We start from the raw sequence: 22,036 nt of genomic DNA on the forward strand, positions 1-22,036 counted from the left end.
CTGCTCCCCCGCACCTACCCCTTCGCCTGGAAGTACACGTCCACGAAGTAGTTCGTGGAGTTGTACGACGACGACGGCATGACTCCGCCGGATCCGTAGCGGTAGACGCCGTTGTCGCCGGAGGCCGAGGTCAGCGCGCCGTTGGTGACCGGCGAGGCGAGCCCCGCTCCCGTGGCGGCGTAGTAGCCCGCCGGCGCGAGGTACGACACCGCGTAGCGCGCGCCCGGCACGAGCTCGACCGGTGTCGCGAAGGCGGCGCTCTGCCAGCCGGTCGCCGTCTCGCCGGTGAAGGTCACCTGCGCGATCCGCGTGCCGGAGGCGTCCCACAGCGACCCGACGTGGGTCCCGGTGTTGCGGGAGCCCTTGTAGAAGGCGATGCCGGTGGCGCTGCCCGCCGTCGACGCGGTGAAGGACATCCCGACCTCGACCGAGGAGGAGTCCTCGGCGGAGGCGGTCGCGGGGGTCGTGTCCGCGAAGAGGCGCGTGCCCGACGGGGTGGTCGGCGTCGGGGTCGGGGTTGGCGTGGGTGTCGCCGACGGCGTGAAGGAGACGTCGACCAGGTAGTTCGTGGTCGAGCGCTGCCCCGCGAAGCCGCCGGAGTAGGTGTACGCGCCGGAGTCGCTCGCGGTGACGAGCGGGCCGCGCGTGGATCCGGAGCCGAAGCCGTTGATCGTGGCGGAGTAGTTGCCGGTGGTCGTCGTGTAGGCGGCGACGTAGTCGGTGCCGCCGGTCACGGCCACCGGAGTGGCGAACGTCACCTGCTGCCAGCCGGCCGTGCTCTCGGCGGTGAAGGTCGCCCGGCCGATCTCGGCGCCGGTGTCGGCGTTCGAGAGCGTGCCGACGTGCGTGCCGGTGTTGCCCGGGCCCTTGTAGAAGCGGAGCGACGTGATCGTGCCGTCCACCAGCGGGGCGAAGCGCGTGCCCAGGGTGACGGGCGTGCCCTCGGCGACCTGCGCGATGCCCGGGGTCGTCGAGTCGTCGAAGAGCCGGCAGGGGCAGGCTCCCGCGACGGTGTCCGGCGCCTGGGTGGTGAAGGTCCAGCTGCCGCCGGCGGTGACGGTGCCGCCGCCGGTCGCGGTGCCGGCGAGGGTCGCGGTGTAGCCGGTCGACGCGGCGAGCGGGGCGGTGGGCGTGAAGGTGGCGGTGCGGGTGGTGGCGTTGTACGCGGTGCTGCCCGCGACGCTCGCGCCGGCGGCGGTCTTCAGGGTCATCACGACGGTGCTCGCCGTGACCGCCTTCGAGAAGACGGCCGAGACCTTCGTCGACGGCGCGACGCTCGAGGAGCCGGCCAGCGGGGTCTGCGAGCCGACGCTCAGCGGCGTGGCGTCGACCGTGCTGTAGACGGCGTCGACGAAGTAGTTGTTCGCGCGGTAGCTGTCGGTCGGGAAGCCGCCGGTGGTGCTGTAGACCCCGGCGGGCGTCGCGCCGAAGCCGCCGGCGACCGTCAGCGGGGCGGCGGCGTAGCCGGTGCTCGACCAGAACCAGTCGGCGGACGAGTAGTGGCCGGTCGTGGTCGTGTACGAGACGACGTAGGTGGTGCCGGCGGTGACGGCGACGGGCGCGCCGAACGTGGCGGTCTGCCAGCCGCTCGCCGACTCGTTCGCGAAGGCGACGGTGGCGAGCTGCCGGCCGTCGACGCTCCAGAGGGCGCCGGTGTGCGGGCCGGTGTTGGCCGCGCTCTTGTAGAAGCGCACGCCCTGGATGAAGCCGTCGGCGCTCGGGGTGAAGCGCAGGCCGAGGGTGGCCGGATCGACGTCGCCGGAGTCCGCGGTCTTCGGCACCTCGGCGCCGAACACGGTGGCCGTGCCGGTGATGGTGACGGCGCGGCTGGTGACGGCGCCGATGTTGGCGCTGTCGTCGACGGCGCGCACCCGGATCGAGCCGGTGCCCGCGCCGTGCTGGACGTAGCTGTACGACCAGGAGGTGGTGCCGGTCGCCGGGTGCCAGGTGGCGCCGTCGGTCGAGACCTCGACGCCGGCGACCTTGCCCGAGGCGTCGGTCGCGGTGCCCGAGACCGACACGGTGCTGCCGTTGGCCTTGCTCGTCGCGCCGGAGGGGTTCGAGACCGAGACGGTCGGGCCCGCAGTGTCGGTGCTCTTCGTCGCGGCGACCAGGCCGCTCATCAGCGTGGTGGGCTGCACGCCCATGTCGGCGAAGAGGTTCACCTGCGCCTGCTGCATCCGGACGTCGGCGGCGGCTCCGTCGCCGTCGTGCTGCTGGTCGAGGCCCCAGGTCCACTGCACGGAGCCTGCCGAGAAGACGAGCGCGCCGCTCGCCGCCTTGTACAGGGTGAGGTTGTGCCGGGTGGTGCCCGCGGCGACGGTGGTGCCGAAGTCCTGCAGGTACTCGGGGACGGCGCCGGTCGTCGTCGAGAGGCGGATCAGGCCGGGCGGCCGGGCGCCGTTGTCGACGTCCTCGTTGGACTCGTAGCCGATGGTGTGCGGCGCCAGCGCTGCGCTGCTCCCGGTGGCGAGGCCGGTGAGCGAGGTGCTGCGCCAGAGCCGCAGCTTCCCCTCCGCGGCGCTGACGGTCACCGGCAGGTCGGAGTAGTTCACCATGTAGAGCGTGCCCGCGAGGCTGTTCTCAGGCCGGCCGCCGCCGTTGGCCACCGAGGCGAAGCGCGGGTCGCGCCAGGTGCCGGTGGACTCGGGCGACGGGTCGGTCTTGGCGTTCGCCCAGGTCTCCTTGTAGGTGACGACGGTCCGGTAGTCCTGGCCGCCCGCGGTCGGCGAGGGCTCGTAGCGGGTACGCCAGTAGTTCTCATTGCCGGAGAGGAACTGGAGGTTCACGCCGGCGTCGCGCGCGGCGGTGACGTTCGCGCGCTGGGCGCCGGACCAGTACTCGTCGTGCCCGACGGAGAGGAAGGTGCGGTGCTGCTTCAGCGCCGAGCCGAAGCGGTCGGTGTCGACGCCGCTGAAGTAGCTGACGTCGTAGCCGTTGCGCTCGAGGAAGCGCACCAGCGGGAACTCGTTGGCGAAGTAGAAGTCGCGGCCCTGGTTGTCGCCGCGGGTGGTGACGGGGCGGTTGTAGCTGAGCTTGTAGGCGCGGCCGTTGGCGCCGCCGCTGTAGAAGTTCGAGCCGCCGTAGGTGTTGTAGGCCTGCCAGGTCGGGTCGGAGGTCTGGAAGAGCACGGCCGAGGTGCTGGCGGTGTCGCGCACGACGAAGGTGATCTGGCTCCGGCCGCCCGTGTCGGCGCGGGTGAGCAGGGCGACGTAGACGCCGGAGACGGCGGTGCTCGGCACGTCCCAGCCCGCCGAGACGGCCCAGGTGCCGCAGTCGTAGAGCTCGGTGGTGACGTCGGAGAGGCACTCGGGCTGGAGCTGCGGGAGGGCCGCGGTCGGGGTCACCGAGGTGATGAGACGCGCGCCCTTCCCGGCGTACCAGCCGGTGCGGTAGACGTCGATGGAGTAGGCCGCGGCGTCGGTGTCGATCTTGAAGTCGATGCGCTGGCCGACGTTGACGCTGATGTCGGTGGAGTAGCCCTGGATGGACGGGTCGCCGGCTCCGGTGATGTCCCAGACCGAGGGGTCAGTGCCGGGCTTCGCGTTCTCGCAGACGATGGCGTTCTGCCCGGGTGCGCAGGCGGTGTCGGCGCTCGCGGTGGGCACGACGAGGCCGACGACGACGAGGGCTGCGGCGGCGGCGATCGCGAGTAGCGAGGCGCGGAGGCGGCCGCGGCGGGTCGGCGGGAGGAGCCGCGGCGTCAGGGGGATGCGCGGAGCGGGGGCGGGGTCCATCGGGGACGCCTTTCGGGGGTCGTTCCCGCGTCGGGTACGCGGGAGCCGGCGACGGGGCACGTCCGGGGACGCGCCGAGCCCGGGTCCGCGAGGGTCCTGCAGCTCCCCCGCCAGGATCGGGGAAGAGGGGGACGCCGGGCGGGTGGACCGGGAATGCCGAGCAGAACGACGGTACCGGAAGCAGAACGCGCCAGGGGGTCGATTCGGCAACGATTCGTGGTAACGCGCTGTGCGGCCCCGGACTTCCGATGCCGACGTGACCGAGGCGGGGACGTTCCAGGCCGCTCGTCGCTGATCCGACGCCGGATCGTTACCGAGAGAGCGCTCTCTCAGGACGTACTCTGGGCAGGCGCAGCTGGGGGGCTACTCCCCCTCGTCGCTCCATCACTCAACGAGGAGGAACCATGCGGTCATCCCTGCACCGTCGTCTCACCCTTCCGGTCGCCGTACTCGCGGCCGCCGGGATCGCCCTCGCGGGCTGCTCCAGCAGCAGCGACCCCAACGACCCGAACGCCGGCGGCGGCGCGAGCTCCGGCGGCGCCGCCGGCGACGGCTCGGTCACCGTCTACGGCACCATCAACGGCGACGAGGCGACCCTGCTCGAGCAGTCCTGGGCGGACTGGGAGAAGGAGTCCGGGATCGACATCAAGTACACCGGCGACAAGGGCTTCGAGCAGCAGATCGGCATCAAGGTGCAGGGCGGCGACGTCCCGGATCTCGCGATCTTCCCGCAGCCGGGACTCCTCGCCGACACAGTCGCCTCGGGCAAGGTGAAGGAGCTGCCCGAGGGCGCCCTCGCCAACGTGAAGCAGAACTGGTCCGAGGACTGGCAGAAGTACGGCCAGGTGGACGGCACCCAGTACGGCGCGCCGCTGATGGCGAGCGTGAAAGGCTACGTCTGGTACTCGCCGGCGAAGTTCAAGGAGTGGGGCGTCTCGGTCCCGACGACGTGGGACGAGATGGAGGCGCTGGGGAAGACCATCGCCGAGAAGTCGGGCGGACCGTCCTGGTGCGCGGGCTTCGCCTCCGACGCCGCGTCGGGCTGGCCGGGCACGGACTGGATCGAGGACGCGGTGCTCCGCGAGTCCGGTCCGGACGTCTACGACTCGTGGGTCGCGGGCGACACCCCGTTCACCGACCCGAAGATCAAGGCCGCGTTCGACTCGGTCGGCTCGATCCTGCTCGACCCGACGCTCGTGAACGCGGGCTACGGCGACGTGTCCTCGATCAACTCGACGGCCTTCGGTGACGTGGCGCAGAACATCGCCAACGGCTCCTGCGCGCTGACCCACCAGGCGTCCTTCTTCGAGGGCTTCCTCACCGGAGCCGACGCGACCGTGGCGGAGGACGGCGACGTCTGGGCGTTCCTCACCCCGCCGATCAAGGCGGACGACGACCAGGCCGTCACCGGCGGCGGCGAGTTCGTCGCCGCGTTCGCGGACGACGCGGACACCGCGAAGGTGCAGGAGTACCTGGCCAGCGCCGACTGGGCGAACAGCCGCGTGAAGCTCGGCGGCGTCATCTCGGCGAACACCGGCCTCGACCCGGCGAACGCGAGCAGCGACCTGCTGCGCAGCTCCATCTCGATCCTGCAGGACCCGGGCACCACGTTCCGCTTCGACGCCTCCGACCTGATGCCCAAGGCTGTCGGCTCCGACAGCTTCTTCAAGGGCATGGTCGACTGGATCGACGGCTCGAGCACCGACCAGGTCCTCGACACCATCCAGGCGGGTTACACGTCGTAGCGGGCGGGCCGGTCGCGCGTGCCGAGCACACGCTGATCGAGCAGACCGCTCCGCGGGCCTACCTTTCATGCTGATCGAGTAGCCCGCGCAGCGGGCGTATCGAGATCCACCGTCCCCCGCCGGGTGGGTCTCGATACGCCGCCTGCGGCGGCTACTCGACCAGCATGAATGCCGCACGCTGGTCCGTCTGCATGCTGATCGACCAGCCTGCGCAGCGGGTCCCGCGCGTGCCGATCGAGCACGGCTTGCTCCTGCCGCAGCGTCATGTGGTCTGCTCGAAGCACGTCCCGTCCCGCTTCGAGAGGCCCGCCATGCATCCGTTCCCGACCCCGCCCCGTGAGGTCCTGATCGGCGACGCCGCGGCGTTCGTCGGCGTCACGCCCCGGACGATCCGGCACTACCACCAGATCGGCCTGCTCCCCGAGCGCGAGCGGGGCGGCGACGGGCGCCGCCGGTACGGACACGCGGAGATCGTCCGGCTGCTCTGGATCCGCCGCACGGCCGACGCCGGGATCGCCCTCGACGACATCCGCGACGCGTTCGCCGGCGCGGAATCGCTCGCCGCGGACGACGAGGACGAGGTCGCCGCCGTCCTCGCCCAGTTGGAGGAGACCCTCGCCGCGCAGGAGGCCGAGCTGCAGCGGCAGCGGGCGTCGGTGCAGCGCATGCGCACGCTCGGCAGCCGGCTGGGCCTGCTCGACGACCTCGTCTCCGGCCGCCTCGAGAGTGCGCCCGAGGGCTCGCTGCGCCAGGACGACCTGGACGTCCTGCTGGTCACCGAGCGCGTGTTCGGCCCGCTCGGCGCCGCGATCCAGGCCGGCCGCTTCGCCGCGCTCGCTGCGCACCCCGACCTGCGCGCCGCGTCCGACCGGGTCGACGCGGCCGAGGAGGCCCTGGACGATTCCGTCGCCCTCGACGACCCCCGCGTCGCGCAGGTGGCGGCCGAGCGGCACGCCTTCGAGACGGAGCTGCTGCGCGTCTGCACGGAGTCCGGTCAGCTGGAGGAGGACGACGCTCTCGTCGACGCCTGGGACGAGCGGCACCCGCCCGAGGACGCCGAGACGCCCGCCCCCGCGGCCGATCCGCGCGCCAGGAGCGCGGCAGACGTCATCCGGAGCCTGCCCTACGACTTCTCCCCCGCCCGCGTGCGCTGCATGGAGCTGGCCGTGCAGCTCGGCGTGGAGGAGCCGCCGGCGTCCTGACCGCCCGGGTCAGCCCGCGCGGATGCGGTCGGCGAGCGCCCGCGCGTCCTCGTCGCCGGGGAGGATCTGCACCGAGTCGCCCTCGATCGCCTGCATCACCGCCACGGCCGAGACGACCACGTCGCCGGCCCGCAGCAGCAGGCGCGCGTCCGGGCCGGCGCCCGCCGCCTCCGCCGTCGCGTCCTGGAAGAGCGCGGCGCCGTCCTCGTCGAAGCGCACATCGACGGTCCGGGCGTCGCCGGTGCCGGACACCTCGACCGAGGCGACACCCGCCCGGGTGAACGCCGCCGGGTCGACGAGCACGTCCTGGCCGCCGACCGCGGTGCACTGCGGATCCGCGCCCGCCTCGCAGACAGAGGAGACGGCGAGGTCGAGCCCGCCGCCGGTCGCCTCCGGCGCGGGCGGCGTGCAGCCGGCGAGCGCGAGCAGGAGGACCCCGGCGGCTCCTGCGGTGACGTGCGGACGGTTCACGATGCCCCCTCGGGTCTCGGAGCGCGCCACGATACCGAACGCCTGCGGGCACCGCACCCGCCTGCCCCATCGACCCCCTGCCGATCGAGCAGCCCCTTCATGCTGATCGAGTAGCCCGCACCGCGGGCGTATCGAGCGGAGGGGGCGCCTTCGGTGCCAGCACAGGGCGGGGACGCGACCGACGTGCATGCGGTGGCGGGTCTCGATACGCCCCTGCGGGGCTACCCGACCAGCATGACTGCGGGCGTCTCTTCCCAGTAGATCCACCGTCCCCAGCAGCCCGGGTCTCGATACGCCGCCGGCGGCGGCTCATCGACCAGCATCGGGCGAGCGCGCGAGTTGACCCGGAACGGGCTTCGGCCCGGGCGCGGGGCCCGACGTGCGTCCACTCGCGCGAGCAGGCAGCGCCGAGTGGACGCGTACAGGGGCCTGCTCGGGACTCGAGGCCCGTCGCGGGTCCACTCGAGGACTCATGGTGATCGAGTGGGCCGCGGAGCGGGCGTCTCGAGATCCACTGTGCCCAGGAGGGCGGGTCTCGATACGCCGCCGGAGGCGGCTACTCGACCAGCATGTGCCGGACGCGTGACCTCCCGCACGGCCGGCCCGCTTCATGCTGAGCGGCCTGCCCGCACGGCCGGCCCGCTTCATGCTGATCGAGTAGCCCGCGCAGCGGGCGTATCGAGCGGAGGGGGCGCCTCCGGCGCCATCGCAGGGCGGGGAAGAGACCGACGTCCTTGCGGTGGGTGGGTCTCGATACGCCGCCGGAGGCGGCTACTCGACCAGCATGAAAGACACGCCGTCTGCGGGGGCTGCTCGACCAGCAGGGAAAGGCACGTCGCCGGGGGCGGCTACTCGACCACCATGATCACTCGAAGAGGGAGAGGGTGAGCGTCGAGCTGTAGTCGCCGGCGTCGACGGTGGTGGGGGTCTTGAGGGTCAGGGCCGCGTTGGCGGTCCAGGAGCCCTCCTCGGCGACTCCGGCGGAGTCGTTGGTGATGGCGAGGAGCTCCTGGTCGACGAGGCCGACGCCGTCGGGGCCGCCGTCGAGGGCGGTGTCGACGACGTCGCCCTCGGCGACGAGGCCGGAGTCGCCGCCGTCGATCAGGTTCGGCGCCCAGCCGAGGTTCTCCGCGCCGATGGTGTCACCCGTCGACGAGGTGAAGTCGCTGGCGGTGCCGAGCACGTACCAGCCGGCGCCGGCGGGGATGTCCGCGGCGTCGCGGGTGTCGGTCACCGTCACGGTCGGCAGGGTGCCGGTGAACTGGCGGACGACGCCCGTCGAGCCGTTCTCGGTCAGGGCGGTGGAGTCGCTCGCGACCGTCATCGAGAGGGCGCCGCCGCCGGTGAGCGGGGCGATCTGCACGTTGACGTCGACGTCGTCGGCGCCCTGCTGCTCGTCGGCGAACGCGGTGCCGGCGACGCCGAGCAGGAGCAGGCCTCCGGCGATGCCGGCGGTTCCGCGGGTGAGAAGGGGGCGGATCCGTGTGGAGCGGGTGGTCATGGCGGGGGTTCTCCGTTCTCCGGCCGGCCTCGTCGCCGACTCGTCGTCGCGCGTCCCGCCCCTCCCATTCGATCATTATCGATCATCGAGGAAGAGCGTTCCGCACTGCCGAGCAGACTATCCCGTGGTCGCTCCGCGAGGAAAGACCCTGCTCGCGCGCCGCTTCGAGCCGTTGCGCCCGCGAAACCGCTCGGATACGGTGACCACAGCGATCGCTCTCCCCATGTTCTGAAATGATCGGAGTTGGCGGATCGCTCATCCCATTCGACTCGACGACGAGGCGCACTCATGCTCAACCGCTCTCCCCGGCACGCTCGAGGCTCCCAGCCCGAGCCCCCCTCGCCCAGCAGGCCGCACCGCAGGAAGGAGGGGAGGGGACGGACCCTCGTCGCGGCGACCGCGCTCGGCGCCCTGCTCGCCGCGGGGCTCGCCCAGGTGCCGGCCGCCCAGGCCGCACCCTCCGACGTCCAGGCCGTGACGATCACCGCGGCCGACGTCGCCGCCGCGGCGGAGAGCGTCAACGCGCTGACCTTCAAGGGCTTCGGCATCCTCTCCGCGAACTCGACCAGCGCGCTGCTGCTCGACTACAAGTCGCAGCACCCCGAGAAGTACTGGGAGCTGATCGAGACGCTCTTCGGCGGCGAGCACCCGATCATGACCACCATCAAGATCGAGATGGGGAACGACCGCAACACCTCGACCGGGCCGAACGTCGCGACGATGCGCTCGCGCGACGAGTACCCGAACGTGCAGCGCGAGCCCGGCTTCCAGCTGGCGGCGGACGCGCAGAAGGTCGCCGAGGGCGACGTGCACGTCAGCATCCTGCGCTGGAGCCGCCCCACCTGGGTGACCAGCGACGAGGACCAGTACATCTGGTTCAAGAACACCGTCCTGGCGGCGGAGCGCGAGTACGGGATCATGGTCGACTCGATCAACCCGGACACCAACGAGACCACGAGCCCGAACGCCGCGCTCTACAAGAAGTTCTCCACCTGGCTCCGCACCGACACCAAGGGCTACGAGGGCGCGAGCGCGCAGGACCCGAGCAACGGCTTCGCCTCGGCGGACGAGGGCGAGCGCTACCGCGCGATCCGCACGGTCGCGGCGGACACGGTCGGCACTCCCCCGACCTCCTTCGGCGACCAGCTGAACTCGACCACCGACCCGTCGCTCCGCGACGCCGTCGACGTCGTCGGCTTCCACTACGCCACCTCGGACGACGCGAACGGGAACCTCAAGAAGTTTGCGCAGACCTACGACAAGGAGATCTGGAACTCCGAGGGCCAGGCCACCTTCTCCAACTCCGCCGACCGCCCGAACAACACGAACCCCGACGGCCAGGGCGGCACCGGGACCGAGTTCGGCGGCACCAACAGCGCGCTCGAGATGAGCAACTGGGTCACCTCCGGCTTCGCGAAGTCGCTGCGGACCCTGAACATCTTCCAGCCGGCGATCGGCTCGTTCTACGACGGCTTCCAGTACTCCTCGAAGGAGCTCGTCAGCGCCCGCGACCCGTGGTCGGGCTGGCTCTACTACGACGGCGGCCTGGCCGCGGTCGAGCAGTACACGCAGTTCGCGCAGCTCGGCTGGGAGAACGAGGACAACACCGCCGGCGTCTGGCGCGGCATCCCGCAGGCCTCCGGCAGCGCGCTCGGCGGCGGCAACCCGCCCAGCGGCGCCTCGACCGGCGCGGTGTCGTACACGACGCTCGCGGCGCCCGACGGCTCGGACTTCTCCACCGTGATCGTCAACGACAGCCCGTTCGAGAAGACCTACGCGATCTCGGCGGAGGACCTCGACCTTGGCGACGACCGCACGATGGAGGTCTGGGAGACCCGCGCGGCCGACGCCGGCGAGGCCTACGACGCGAACTACGTCGTGCCCGTGTCGGAGCTGTCCGCCCAGGGCGGCGTCTACACGGTGACGGTGAAGCCCTGGTCGACGGCGACCGCGACCACGCTCGACCACGCGGCGAGCGCCGGCGGTGTCCTCACTCCGCGCGAGGGCTACGGCTCGACCCTGCCGACCTCGCCCGAGTACACCGACGCCGACGGCGGCCGCGACGTGCTCGACACCGACGCGAGCGGCGACGTCAACGGCGTCACCACCGACTCCGTCCTCTACGCGGACGACTTCGACTACGCCGAGGCCGCGGACATCCGCTCCTACGACCCGGCGACCGGGGCGCTGAGCGACTCCGGCGAGTCGTTCCTCGACAGCCGTGGCGCGAAGGCGAAGCCCGCCGGCACCCCCGCGGTGCAGCCGGAGGACGACGGCGCGATCCCGCGCTACACGAACGACACCAACGGCGCCTTCGAGTCCGTGGCCACCGGCGATGCCGCGCGCGACCGCGTGCTGCGCCAGCAGGTCGGCCCGGGCATGAACGGCTCGGCCTGGAACGGCGGCGACCCGAAGACGACGATCGGCGATTACCGCTGGGCGAACTACCGCGCCTCCGTCGACGTGCTCTTCGAGAACGGCGGCACCCCGTACGCGACCCTCGGCGCCCGCGAGCAGGGCGGGACGCCCAACGGCCAGAACGTCTCCGCGGCCGAGCTGCGGGTCGACGCGACGGGCGCCTGGAGCCTGCTGCGCTACGGCACCTCCGTCGCGTCCGGCACCGCCTCCGCCACCCCCGGCACGGCGTTCCGCACCGGCACCGGAGTGTGGAACCGGATCGCCGTGCAGGTGGCGGGCGACAAGTACACCGCCTACCTCAACGGAGTGCAGGTCGCCGCCTACACCGACCCGGCGCCGCAGGCCGCGGGGCGCGTGCAGCTCGGCTCGGCGTTCACCTTCACGCAGTTCGACGACCTCGTCGTCGAGCAGGTGCCCGGGTTCACTCCCTACTACTCCACCGTCGTCGACGGCATGCACCAGACCAGCTGGAGCGACGGCTCGACGCCGATCCTCGAGTTCGACGAGCAGTGGACGCACGTCAACGGCCAGGGCATGTTCGAGTGGCAGCGCACGGCGTCGAAGAGCACCGGGAAGGGCGCGGCGCTGAGCTACTCCTTCACCGGGACCGGACTCGACGTCCTCGGCAGCAACACCGGGGCGGCGACGCTGAACGTCACGGTGGACGGCGTCCGGGTGGCGACGAACGCGCCGACCTGGGCGGCGGGCAGCGAGCGCACGGCGTTCCAGCTCCGCGGTCTCGCGGACGGCGCGCACACGGTGGTGCTGGAGACGGCGAACGACGGCGTCCTGAACGTCGACGCGGTCGGCGTGGTCGTCGCGAACGCGGACTCGTCCGCGGTCGACACGGCCGCCCTCGCGGCGGCGCTGGCGACGGCCGAGCGGTTCGTCGAGGCGGAGTGGAGCGCCTCCTCCTGGGCTCCGTTCACGAGCGTCGTGGGTTCCGCCCGATCGGCGCTGGCCGACCCGGCCGGCTACGGACTCGACGCGGAGGGGGCCGCCGCTCTGGTGGCGCGCCTCAGCCGGACCGCCGCGGAGCTCGTGCCCGAGGGCGTGAGCACCGACGTCCGCGACCTCGGCCTGATCGCCGGGACCGCCTCCGCCGGACTGCCGAAGACCGTGACCCTCGAGGGCGCCGAGCGCGCCGTCACCTGGGACGCGGGAGCCGCGCAGGCCCTCGCCGGGACGGCCGAGCTCGGCACGGTGCGGCTGACCGGCCGGACCACCGAGAAGGTCGCCTCGACCGGAGTGTTCCAGCGCTTCTCGGTACCGCTGCTCGTCACTCCCGCCGACCTGCGCTACTTCGTCGACTCGGGGTCGAGCGGCTCGGCAGCCGGATCCGCCTACGCGGCCGTGAAGGCGAGCCAGCCGGGCGTCCTCAACGACGCCGCCGACCGGAAGTGGGACGGGGTGTCCGCGGGGAGCACGTGGGGCTACTCGACCACGTCGACCGGCGCCGTCGTGCCGGGCAACCCCGCGGACTGGAGCTCCTCGTACGTGCCGGCCGACTTCGGCAAGCCCGTCGTGACGCACCTCACCCTGCCCGCCGGGACCTACGACGTCGTCGCCGTGCAGGCGCCGCGGGCCGGCCTGACCACCAACGTCGTCTTGACCGTCACCGCGGCCGGCACGACGAAGCGCGCCACCGCGGTCTCGACCGGGGCGGCGACGCCGGTGCGCCAGCAGGTGACTCTCGCGGCTCCGGGCGTCGTCGACGTGTCCTTCGGGACCGACGGGACGAGCGGCTACAACGCGCGGCTCGCGCTGGTCTACGTCCAGAGCGTGACCCGCGACCTCGGCTACCAGGGCGCGCTCACCGCGAGCGCCGCGCTGCCGACCACCGTGACGGTCGACGGCGCCTCCGTCGGCATCACCTGGGACGCGGACTCCGCGGCGCAGACCCGCACCGACTACGCGCCGGTGACCCTGCGCGGGACGCTCGCGAACGGCGCGAAGGTGACCGCGCGCTACGAGGTCGTGCCCGAGGGGCTCGTCTACTACATCGACTCCGGCACCGCGGCGACCTCCTCGCCGCAGTACGGCGCGGTGCAGGCGGCCGTCCCGTCGCTGCTCAACGCCGTGTCGGACCGGGCCTCGACCGCCGCCGACCAGTGGGGCTTCGCGCCCGAGGGCATGAAGGTGAAGACCGGGACGGACGTCAACGACAAGTTCTCGACCGGTCTCTACCAGGACACGACGCAGCTGATCTACCGGCTGCCGCTGGCCGCCGGGACGTACACGCTGACGGGCGGGTTCACCGAGTGGTGGAACCTCAGCCGGACGATGAACCACACGGTCTCGGCCGGGGGCGTGGAGCTGGCCAAGGGCAACATCCCGCTGTCGGGCACGAGCACGCCGCTGACCGGGGCGCTGACCTTCACTCTCGCGGCGCCGACCACGGTGGAGTACCGGGTGACGAACGAGGGCGCGGGCGGCGAGAAGCCGGTGATCTCGTGGCTCGGAGTCGCGGCGGTCGCCCCCGCCGCCCCGGCGCTGCCGGACCTGGACGTGACGGTGCAGAGCCGGTGCGTCGCGGGCAAGGTGCAGCTGGGCGTCACCGCGGTCAACACGGCCGACGTGCCGGTGGGGATCACGATGACGACGGCCTACGGCGAGAAGGCGTTCACCGCCGTCGCGCCCGGGAAGAGCGCGTTCCACTCCTTCACCACCCGGGCCAAGACGGTGCCGGCCGACGCGGTCGACCTGACCGTGACGGGCACCGTCGACGGGGAGGACGTGACGCGGGAGCAGAGCGAGGAGTATCCGGCCGCGAGCTGCTGAGGACCGGTGCGGGAGCCGGCGCCGCCTTCGTGAGGAGGGCGGCGTCGGCTCCGGCGTGTGCGGGGGCTGGAGCCTGGGGTGAGCCTGTGCGAGTTCTCAGTGTCCACTCCACGGCGCTCGTGCGGGCGGCGGTCGCGCCTACGGTCGACCACGAGCACGACGGCGTGCGGCACTCCCCCTCGAGATCCGCTCCGACCGGAAGGCACGCCATGACCACCACGCTCGACCGCCCGACCACCTCCTCCACGGCCCGCCGCAGCGCGCTGCCGGGGGCCTCCGCCGGACTGCTCGTCCTCCGCCTCGCGCTGGGCGCCGTGTTCCTCGCGCACGGCTGGCAGAAGATCGCCGTCGACGGCCTCGCGGCGACGATCGAGGGCTTCGGAGCGATGGGGATCCCGTTCGCGGCCGTCCTCGCCCCGGTCGCCGCCTTCACCGAGCTGCTCGGCGGCGCGGCCGTCATCGTCGGCCTGCTGACCCGGATCGCCGCCGCCGGTCTCGCGATCACCGCGGTCGTCGCGCTCGTCGTCGTCCACCTGCCGAGCGGCTTCTTCGCGGCCACCGGCGGCGTCGAGTTCGTCCTGGTGCTGGCGGCCGGCGCGGCGGCCCTCGTGCTGACCGGCCCCGGCCGCCTCTCGGTCGACGCCCTGCTGCGCCGCCGCCGCTGACCCCGGATCTGCTCGCGAGAGATGCCCGCAGATTGCTGGTCGAGTAGCCCCGCAGGGGCTGCCAATGCTGGTCGAGTAGCCCGAAGGGCGTATCGAGACCCACCACCGCCCGCTCGGTGGTCTGCCGGCTCCGGTCTCGGCCCGGGTGGATCTCGATACGCCCGCTGCGCGGGCTACTCGATCAGCATGGGGGGGCGCAGTCCGCGGCCAGGGTGCCTGGCCGACCGCCTCATGCCGGTCGCGCAGCCCGCAGGGCACTCCCTGCGGGTCGCGCAAGCCGCAGGTCGATTCATGCTGGTCGAGTAGCCGCCTCCGGCGGCGTATCGAGACCCACCCTCGCCGAGACATCCGGGAGCAAGCCTCCTCCCCAGCCCCCGATCCGCCTGCGCTGTCCCCGATCGGCCTCTGCCCCCGCCCCGATGTCGGTGGTCCCTGATTCAATACTTGTATGTCAGAAGATGAGGATGCGGCAGCACTCGCGAAGGTGCGCGACTGCTTCCACGACGCCGCGGCCGCCGAGCGCGCCGCCTCCTCGACGCGCCTGAGGGCGGCCGAGCGGATGCACCGCGGGTACCGGCTCGCGCTCAGCGTCCCCGAGGCGTTCGCCCGCGGAACGTCCCGCAGTGAGACCCGCGACCTCGTCGAGCGCTCCATCCGAGCCGAGCTCGCGACCACGTTCGGCGTCTCCGAGCGGGAGGTCTCACGCCGCCTCGAGACCGCGCAGATGCTGATGGAGCACCTGCCCCTCACCCGCGCGCTGCTGCGCGACGGCCGGATCCTGTGGGATGCGGGCGAAGTCATCTGCAGGACGGCCAGCAGCCTCCCGGAGGCTTCCCGCGAGGCACTCGATGAGCGCGCCGCCGACGCCGCCGTCACGATGACGACGACGCAGCTGCGCCGAGCCCTCGGTCGCTGGCGCGAGGAGCTGCACGAGCAGCCCCTCGCCGAGCGGCACGCCCGCGCCCGGGAGGACCGCGCCGTCTGGGTCACCCCGGACGTCGACGGGATGGCGACGCTCTGCCTTCACGCTCCTGCACCGGTCGTCTCCGGCGCCTACGACCGGTTGCGGCGCATCGCCCGCACCCTCCGCGACGACGGCGACCCCCGCACCCTTCAGCAGCTCAGCGCCGACGCCGCCATCGACCTGCTCTGCGACGGCGACGTCGCCGGCACGACCCCCGATTCCAAGAACCGGCCGGACCCGACCTTCGTCCCCGGCGTCCGCGCCGAGGTGCGCCTCACCCTCGCCGCGTCCACCGCCGCGGGTCTCGACGACGCACCCGCGGACCTCGACGGCTACGGACCGGTCCCCGCCGACGTCGCTCGCGAGATGATCCGCACGGCGGCGTCCTTCACCCGCGTCCTCACTGATCAGGACACCGGAGCCGTCGTTTCCGTCGGCCGCACCTGGCGCGTCCCACCCGCGCAGATGCGCCTCCACCTCCAGCTCCGCGATCAGACCTGCCGCTTCCCCGGCTGCACCCGCACGGCCTCCACAGCCGAGGCCGACCACACGATCGAGTGGCGCAACGGCGGCGAGACCTCGCTCGAGAACCTCGTCATGCTCTGCACGAGCCACCACCACGTCCGGCACGGAGAGCAGTGGAGCTACGACCGGATCGACGACCACGGGACCATCGAGTGGACGAGCCCGACCGGCCGGCGGATCAGCAACCGGCCACCGCCTCTGCCCGGGCGGCCGCCGGACCGGCCGCCGGGGCCCCGGTTCGACAACGTGCCCGCGCCGTTCTGACGGTGGTGGATCTCGATACGCCCGCTTCGCGGGCTACTCGATCAGCAGGGTGTGCCCGCTTCGCGGGCTACTCGATCAGCAAGGTGCGCCCGCGAGGCGTGCTGCTCGATCAGCTTGCGTGCGCGCCTTGCGGCCTGGCCGGGCAGCGCGCATGCGGACCGCGGACCGCCATCATGCTGGTCGAGTAGCGCGCAGCGCGTATCGAGACCCGGGCCCGGCAGACGGTGGATCTCGATACGCCCGCGAGGCGGGCTACTCGATCAGCATGCAGGGCCCGCACCGTGGGCTGCTCGATCAGCATGCAGGGGAACCGGTAGCCCGGCGGTCCGGCGGGGCGGGGGTCAGGCAGGGCGGCGCTCAGGCGCGGGCGGCGGTCAGGCGCGGGCGGCGGTCAGGCGCGGGCGGCGGCGAGGAGGGCGCCGAGGCGGGTGAGCTGGGCCGGGTCCTCGAGGGCGGAGCCGACGGCGGCGACGCGGACGCCGGCGTCGAGGAAGTCGGAGACGTTGGCGGCGTCGAGGCCGCCGGTCGCGACGAAGCGGATGCCGGGGAAGGGGCCGCGGATGTGCTTGAACCAGCCGGCGCCGAGCCAGGTGGCGGGGAAGGCCTTCAGCCAGGTGAGGCCGAGCGAGGCGGCGAGCTGCACCTCCGACGGCGTCGCGACTCCGGGCAGCAGCGGGAGGTCGACGGCACCGGCGGCGGCGAGGATGCGCTGGTCGAGGCCCGGCGAGACGAGGTAGCCGGCGCCGGCTTGGCGGGCGAGCGCGACCTGCTCGGGGCGGACGATGGTGCCCGCTCCGACGGTCTTGCCGCGCTCGGCGCCCAGGCGCGCGACCTCACGGAGGGCGACCTCGTCCTCCGCGGTCTGCAGCGGCACCTCGACCGAGTCGATGCCGAGGTCCCAGGCGGTCGTCGCGAGGGCGATCGAGCGCTCCACGCCCATCCCGCGCAGGATCGCCATCAGCGGGGCGCCCGCGAAGACCTCGTCGAAGGGGCTCGCGGTCGGGGTGGTCGGGGTGGTCGCGGTGGTGGTGGTGGTGAACGCAGTCATCGTCGTGCCGTTCTCTCGTCGAGGGAGTCGCCCGCCACGGCGAGGGTGAGGGCGGCGCGGTCGTGGCCGCGGCGCAGGCGTGCTCCGGGGTCGGCGCCCTGGAGCAGGGCGGCCAGGTAGCCGCCGGCGAAGGCGTCGCCCGCGCCGACCGCATCGAGCACCTCCACCTCGTGCGAGGGCTCGAAGACCCAGCCGGCAGCGTCGGCACCGGCATCGGCATCGGCATCGGCATCGGCATCGACATCCGCAGAGAACACCGTCGCGCCGATGTGGCCGTCCTTGACGACCAGCTCGGCGACGTCCGGGAACAGCGCCCGGACGTCCTCGGCGGTGCGGGTGCCCCACAGGGTCTCCGCCTCGTCGCGGCCGACGAAGACCACGTCGGCCAGCCGGACCAGCTCGGCGAGGACCGGCGCCGCCCGATCGACGCTCCAGAGCGCGGCGCGGTAGTTGACGTCGAGGCTCACCGGAATGCCCAGCTCGCGGGCGCGCAGGGCCGCGCGACGGAGGAACCGGTCGGCCGGCTCCGAGAGCGCCGCGGTGATCCCGGACAGGTGCAGCAGCGCCACGTCGTCGAACGGCGCGGCGTCGGCGTCGGCGGTGTCGAGGTACGCGGCGGCCGAGCCCGCCCGGTAGTAGGAGACTCCGCGGCCGGGGTCCTTCACGTAGACGCCGGTGGGATGACCGGGGTCGCGGACGACGCGCGAGACGTCGATCCGCCGCGCCGCGAGCTGCCGGAGCACCCGCTCGCCGAGCGCGTCGGCACCGAGCCGGCTGTGCCAGCGCACCGGGACACCGAGCGCCGCCGCGTGCGCGAGCACGTTCGACTCCGCACCGCCCGCGTCGACGAGGAAGTCGTCCGCGTCGGCGACGGAGCCGCCGCAGGGCACCAGCACGGCCATGGTCTCCCCCATGGCCAGCAGCACGCCGCCGACAGCGGATCCGGACGTCACGCCAGGTCCTTCACCGGCGCCGCATCCATGTCGTCGAACGCCTGGTTCTCGCCCGCCATCGCCCAGACGAAGGAGTACGCGGCGGTGCCGACCCCGGAGTGCAGCGACCAGCTCGGCGAGAGGATCGCCTGGCGGTCGGCGACGACGAGGTGCCGGGTCTCCTGGCGCTCCCCGAGCAGGTGGATGACGCGCGCGTCCTCGGGCAGGTCGAAGTAGAGGTAGCACTCGGTGCGGCGGTCGTGGGTGTGCGCGGGCATGGTGTTCCACATCGAGCCCTCGTGCAGGGTCGTCACGCCCATCACGATCTGGCAGCTGCGCACGCCGTTCTCGTGGATGTACTGGTTGAGCGTGCGGCGGTTGCTCGTCGCCTGCTCGCCGAGCTCGCGGACGGTGCCCTCGCCGGGCGCGACGAGCACCGAGGGGTACGTGGTGTGCGCGGGGGCCGAGAAGAGGTAGAACTGCGCGCCCGCGTCTCCCGAAACCACGTCACCCGAGCCCGCGTCCTCGAACGCCACCGCCTCGATCCCGCGCCCCAGGTACAGGCAGGCGCCCGACACCAGCGTGTACGTCTCGCCGTCCGCGGTCACCGTGCCGGTGCCGCCGACGTTGACGATCCCGAGCTCGCGGTGCTCGAGGAAGGTGTCGCTCCGGATCTCCTCGTAGCCGGTCAGCTCGAGGCGCTGCCCCGCGGGGACGGCGCCGCCGAGCACGATGCGGTCGTGGTGCGTGTAGACCAGCGTGATCTCGCCGGCGACGAACACGTCCGGGACGAGGTACTCCCGGCGCAGGTCCTCGGTGGTCATGCCGGGGATCTGCGAGGGGTTGGTGGCGTAGCGCTGCTCCATGTCGGATGCTCCTGTGTCGTCGGGCGGTGTCGTCGTGCGATGAGAGAAGGGGTGGGGGGTGCGGCGTCAGCGCACGAGCCAGCCGCCGTCGACGGGGAGGATCGTCCCCGTGACGTAGGCGGCGGCGTCGGAGGCGAGGAACACGAAGGCCCCCTGCAGGTCCGCGGGGGTGCCCCAGCGGCCGGCGGGGATGCGCCCGCGGATCGCGGCCTCGCGGGCCGCGTCGGCGCGGATGGCGGTGGTGTTGTCGGTGGCGAGGTAGCCGGGGGCGATCGCGTTGACGGTCACTCCGGAGGCGGCCCACTCGCTGGCGAGCGCCTTGGTGAGCCCGGCGACCGCGTGCTTCGAGGCGGTGTAGCCGGGGACGAGCACGCCGCCCTGGAAGGACAGCATCGACGCGACGGTGATGATGCGGCCCGAGCCCTGCTCGAGCATCCGCCGGCCCGCCGCCTGGCTGAGGTGGAAGACCGAGTCGAGGTTCACCTTCAGCACCTCGTCCCAGTCCGCAGTGCTGTGCTCGGCCGCGGCGGTGCGCTTGATCGTGCCGGCGTTGTTGACCAGCACGTCGATCCGGCCGAGCTCGCCGACGACCTCGTCGATCGCGGAGTGCAGCTCGGCGGCGGTCGCGGTGGCGAAGTCGCGGCGGATCAGGTGCGCCCGCCGGCCCAGCCCGCGGATCAGCTCGGCCGTCTCGCTCGCGTCGCCCCGGTCGATCAGCGCGATGTCGGCGCCGACCTCGGCGAGCGCCAGCGCGGCGCCGCGGCCGATGCCCCGGCTGGTCCCGGTGACGGCGGCGACCCGGCCGTCGAGCCGGAAGGCGTCGAGGGTGAAGGCGGCGGGGGCGGCGGCGGCGGGTGTGGGCACGTCGGCGGTCATGGTCGTCCCTTTCGGAAGGTCGTGGTGAGGGAGCAGATCCCGTCGACGCGGATCGTCACCGCGTCGCCGTCGGCCAGCGGGCGGTGCGCCGCGAGCGCCTCCGGCAGCTTCTGCGGGCTGCCGGTGGCGATCACGTCGCCCGGCTCGAGGGTCATCCCCTCGCTGAGGTGGTGGACGAGCGCCGCCATGCTGAAGACCAGGTCGGCGGTGCTCTGCGAGACGGTGACGACGCCGTCGCGGACCACCTCGACGCGGAGGTCGCCGGTGTCCGCGATCTCGTCGGGCGTCACGAGCCACGGGCCGAGCGGGGCGAAGCCGTCGGAGCACTTGCCGAGCGTCCACTGGCTGGAGCGGCCCTGCCAGGTGCGCTCGGAGACGTCGTTGATCACGGTGTAGCCGGCGATGTGGCCGGCCGCCTCCTCGAGCGGGATGTCCCGCCCGCCGCGGCCGATCACGAGCGCGATCTCGCCCTCGTAGTCGACGTCGGTCGCCGTCAGCGGCAGCGTCACCGGATCGCCGGGGGCGCCGAGGGTGTTCGGCGTCTTGACGAACACGTCGGGCGTCGTCGGCACGGGCCGGTCCTCGCCGCCGGCGGGCACGTGCCCGCGGTAGTTGTAGCCGATGCAGAGGATCTTCCCCGGCACGACCGGCGGCAGGAGGCGGAGCGAGTCCAGCGGCACCGTCGCAGTGCCGACCGCCCGGGCCGCGGTCAGCAGCGCGCGGTCGGCGAGCAGCTCCGTGACGGTCGCGGCACCCAGATCGAGCACGCGGTCGCCGTCGCCGTCGCCGTCGCCGTCGAGCACGACCCCGGTCCGAGCGCCCTCGGCGCTCTCGAATCGGACGAGTCTCACCAGTAGGGCCGCCATTCCGGTCGCGAGACGCGCATCAGCGCCTCCAGGTAGAAGTAGTCGCCCCAGAGCGTGCCCTCGTCGACGCCCACGTTCTTCGGCAGGTCGTAGACGCTGTGCAGCAGGACGGTGTCGGCGGCCTCGGGGCTCTCGGGAGCGCACTCCCGGATCAGCGCCGCGAGGATCCGGTGCGCGGCGTCGCGCCAGCGCGCGGCGCACTCGGCGTCGGTCTCGACCAGCGCCAGCTCGAGCAGTCCGCAGACCGCGATCGCCGCCGCCGAGCTGTCCCGGGGCGCATCGCTGCCCTCCGCGTAGACGAGGTCCCAGTAGGGCACGAGGTCGCGCGGCAGGTGCGCGAGGAAGTACTCGGCGCAGGCCCGGGACGCCTCGAGCAGCGCGTCGTCGCCGAGCACGCGGAAGCCCATCGCGAAGCCGTAGACGCCCCAGGCCTGCCCGCGTGCCCAGCAGGAGTCGTCGAACGCGCCCTGCTCGGTGCCGCCACGCAGCGGCTCACCGGTCTCGGCGTCCCAGTAGAAGGTGTGGAAGGTCGACGAGTCGGGGCGGAGGATGTTCACCCGCAGCGCCTCGATGTGGCGCGCGACGGCCTCGGCGTAGCGCGGGTCGCCGGTCTGCTCGCCGGCCCAGGTCAGCAGCGGCATGTTCATCAGCGAGTCGATGATGGTGCGGCCGCGCTGCTTCGGGTCGCGGAGGTCGCCCCAGGCCTGCACGATGCCGGCCGTCGGCAGGAACCGCGTCATCAGGTGCTCGGCGGCCTCGAGCGCCGCGGTGCGGCCGAGCTCGTCGCCGAGGAGCCGGAAGGGCGCGACGCAGGAGAGCGTGTAGAGGAAGCCGAGGTCGTGGGTCTCCAGGTCCTCGCCCTCCCGCACGCGGCGGGCGAAGTCGTGCAGGTGGCCGCGGGCGGCGTCGAGGAAGACGTCCTCGCCGGTCGCCTCCCAGGCGATCCACTGCATCCCCGGCCAGAAGCTCGTCGTCCAGCCGCGGTTGGCGCCGGCCGCGAAGCCCTGCGCCGCGGGGCGGATCGGGTAGCGGCCGTCCGTGGTCGTGTCGTCGGGGTAGGCGGAGCCGAAGGCCCCGATCATCCGGCGGACGACCTCGAGGGCGTCCGCCACGGCCTGCTCGGTGGTCGTCCTCCCCGTGGTGGGTGGAGTGGTCGTCATGGGGAGAGTCCTTCG

Annotated in this window: 14 protein-coding genes; 5 read left to right on the forward strand and 9 right to left on the reverse strand. The window is 72.9% G+C overall.

Annotated features, from left to right (window positions below; translation table 11 throughout):
• Positions 1 to 14: 14 nt before the first annotated feature.
• On the reverse strand, positions 15 to 3,737 hold the full coding sequence (locus tag EDF43_RS03715; RefSeq protein WP_132435589.1) for a DUF4082 domain-containing protein: 3,723 nt from the start codon (positions 3,735 to 3,737) through the stop codon (positions 15 to 17).
• A 404-nt stretch (positions 3,738 to 4,141) separates the two neighbouring features.
• On the opposite strand from EDF43_RS03715, the gene EDF43_RS03720 reads away from it, so the two are divergent.
• Together EDF43_RS03720 and EDF43_RS03725 are read left to right on the forward strand one after the other, a co-directional pair.
• Positions 4,142 to 5,482 carry an extracellular solute-binding protein gene (locus EDF43_RS03720; protein ID WP_123736075.1) on the forward strand — a complete coding sequence of 447 codons (1,341 nt, stop codon included), beginning with the start codon at positions 4,142 to 4,144 and terminating at the stop codon, positions 5,480 to 5,482.
• Between the two features lie 164 nt (positions 5,483 to 5,646).
• Positions 5,647 to 6,684 carry a MerR family transcriptional regulator gene (locus EDF43_RS03725; protein ID WP_243646215.1) on the forward strand — a complete coding sequence of 346 codons (1,038 nt, stop codon included), beginning with the start codon at positions 5,647 to 5,649 and terminating at the stop codon, positions 6,682 to 6,684.
• A gap of 9 nt (positions 6,685 to 6,693) precedes the next feature.
• Here the strand turns inward: EDF43_RS03725 and EDF43_RS03730 are convergent, their stop codons facing one another.
• Entirely contained in the window at positions 6,694 to 7,155 is a 462-nt protein-coding gene (locus tag EDF43_RS03730; protein WP_132435591.1) for a hypothetical protein, read from the reverse strand.
• A gap of 865 nt (positions 7,156 to 8,020) precedes the next feature.
• Positions 8,021 to 8,656, reverse strand: coding sequence for a hypothetical protein (locus EDF43_RS03735; RefSeq protein ID WP_132435593.1), 636 nt, complete (start codon positions 8,654 to 8,656; stop codon positions 8,021 to 8,023).
• Between the two features lie 288 nt (positions 8,657 to 8,944).
• On the opposite strand from EDF43_RS03735, the gene EDF43_RS03740 reads away from it, so the two are divergent.
• From EDF43_RS03740 to EDF43_RS03750, 3 genes are all read left to right on the forward strand, one after another.
• Positions 8,945 to 13,855, forward strand: coding sequence for a hypothetical protein (locus EDF43_RS03740; protein ID WP_132435595.1), 4,911 nt, complete (start codon positions 8,945 to 8,947; stop codon positions 13,853 to 13,855).
• 209 nt (positions 13,856 to 14,064) lie between these two features.
• The gene (locus tag EDF43_RS03745; RefSeq protein WP_132435597.1) at positions 14,065 to 14,520 is read left to right on the forward strand and encodes a DoxX family protein; all 456 of its coding nucleotides are present in this window, start codon (positions 14,065 to 14,067) and stop codon (positions 14,518 to 14,520) included.
• 448 nt (positions 14,521 to 14,968) lie between these two features.
• Positions 14,969 to 16,273, forward strand: coding sequence for an HNH endonuclease signature motif containing protein (locus tag EDF43_RS03750; protein WP_132435599.1), 1,305 nt, complete (start codon positions 14,969 to 14,971; stop codon positions 16,271 to 16,273).
• Positions 16,274 to 16,664: 391 nt separating this feature from the next.
• On the opposite strand, the gene EDF43_RS03755 is transcribed toward EDF43_RS03750, so the two are convergent.
• The 6 genes from EDF43_RS03755 to EDF43_RS03780 form a co-directional block, all read right to left on the reverse strand.
• The gene (locus EDF43_RS03755; RefSeq protein ID WP_132435601.1) at positions 16,665 to 17,321 is read right to left on the reverse strand and encodes a bifunctional 4-hydroxy-2-oxoglutarate aldolase/2-dehydro-3-deoxy-phosphogluconate aldolase; all 657 of its coding nucleotides are present in this window, start codon (positions 17,319 to 17,321) and stop codon (positions 16,665 to 16,667) included.
• A complete protein-coding gene (locus EDF43_RS03760; protein ID WP_243646216.1) occupies positions 17,318 to 18,274 on the reverse strand; it encodes a sugar kinase in 957 nt (318 codons plus the stop codon). Before EDF43_RS03760 ends, EDF43_RS03755 begins: the two co-directional genes overlap by 4 nt.
• Positions 18,271 to 19,119 carry a 5-dehydro-4-deoxy-D-glucuronate isomerase gene (gene kduI / locus EDF43_RS03765; protein ID WP_132435603.1) on the reverse strand — a complete coding sequence of 283 codons (849 nt, stop codon included), beginning with the start codon at positions 19,117 to 19,119 and terminating at the stop codon, positions 18,271 to 18,273. Before kduI ends, EDF43_RS03760 begins: the two co-directional genes overlap by 4 nt.
• 66 nt (positions 19,120 to 19,185) lie before the next feature.
• Entirely contained in the window at positions 19,186 to 19,995 is an 810-nt protein-coding gene (locus EDF43_RS03770) for an SDR family oxidoreductase (RefSeq protein WP_132435604.1), read from the reverse strand.
• Positions 19,992 to 20,846, reverse strand: a complete 855-nt coding sequence (locus tag EDF43_RS03775) for a fumarylacetoacetate hydrolase family protein (protein ID WP_132435606.1) — start codon at positions 20,844 to 20,846, stop codon at positions 19,992 to 19,994. The genes EDF43_RS03770 and EDF43_RS03775 overlap by 4 nt, the downstream gene beginning before the upstream one ends.
• Positions 20,843 to 22,021, reverse strand: coding sequence for a glycoside hydrolase family 88 protein (locus EDF43_RS03780; protein WP_132435608.1), 1,179 nt, complete (start codon positions 22,019 to 22,021; stop codon positions 20,843 to 20,845). The genes EDF43_RS03775 and EDF43_RS03780 overlap by 4 nt, the downstream gene beginning before the upstream one ends.
• Positions 22,022 to 22,036: the final 15 nt, after the last annotated feature.

The organism is Rathayibacter sp. PhB179 (genome assembly GCF_004345345.1).
In the GTDB taxonomy this organism is placed as follows: Bacteria; Actinomycetota; Actinomycetes; order Actinomycetales; family Microbacteriaceae; genus Rathayibacter; species Rathayibacter festucae.

Bases quoted from the DNA above. Each gene is read 5' to 3' on its own strand.
- EDF43_RS03715 (WP_132435589.1), bottom strand. From the start codon at position 3,737: ATGGACCCCGCCCCCGCTCCGCGCATCCCCCTGACGCCGCGGCTCCTC.
- EDF43_RS03720 (WP_123736075.1), top strand. From the start codon at position 4,142: ATGCGGTCATCCCTGCACCGTCGTCTCACCCTTCCGGTCGCCGTACTC.
- EDF43_RS03725 (WP_243646215.1), top strand. From the start codon at position 5,647: ATGAATGCCGCACGCTGGTCCGTCTGCATGCTGATCGACCAGCCTGCG.
- EDF43_RS03735 (WP_132435593.1), bottom strand. From the start codon at position 8,656: ATGACCACCCGCTCCACACGGATCCGCCCCCTTCTCACCCGCGGAACC.
- EDF43_RS03740 (WP_132435595.1), top strand. From the start codon at position 8,945: ATGCTCAACCGCTCTCCCCGGCACGCTCGAGGCTCCCAGCCCGAGCCC.
- EDF43_RS03745 (WP_132435597.1), top strand. From the start codon at position 14,065: ATGACCACCACGCTCGACCGCCCGACCACCTCCTCCACGGCCCGCCGC.
- EDF43_RS03750 (WP_132435599.1), top strand. From the start codon at position 14,969: ATGTCAGAAGATGAGGATGCGGCAGCACTCGCGAAGGTGCGCGACTGC.
- EDF43_RS03755 (WP_132435601.1), bottom strand. From the start codon at position 17,321: ATGACTGCGTTCACCACCACCACCACCGCGACCACCCCGACCACCCCG.
- kduI (WP_132435603.1), bottom strand. From the start codon at position 19,119: ATGGAGCAGCGCTACGCCACCAACCCCTCGCAGATCCCCGGCATGACC.
- EDF43_RS03770 (WP_132435604.1), bottom strand. From the start codon at position 19,995: ATGACCGCCGACGTGCCCACACCCGCCGCCGCCGCCCCCGCCGCCTTC.
- EDF43_RS03780 (WP_132435608.1), bottom strand. From the start codon at position 22,021: ATGACGACCACTCCACCCACCACGGGGAGGACGACCACCGAGCAGGCC.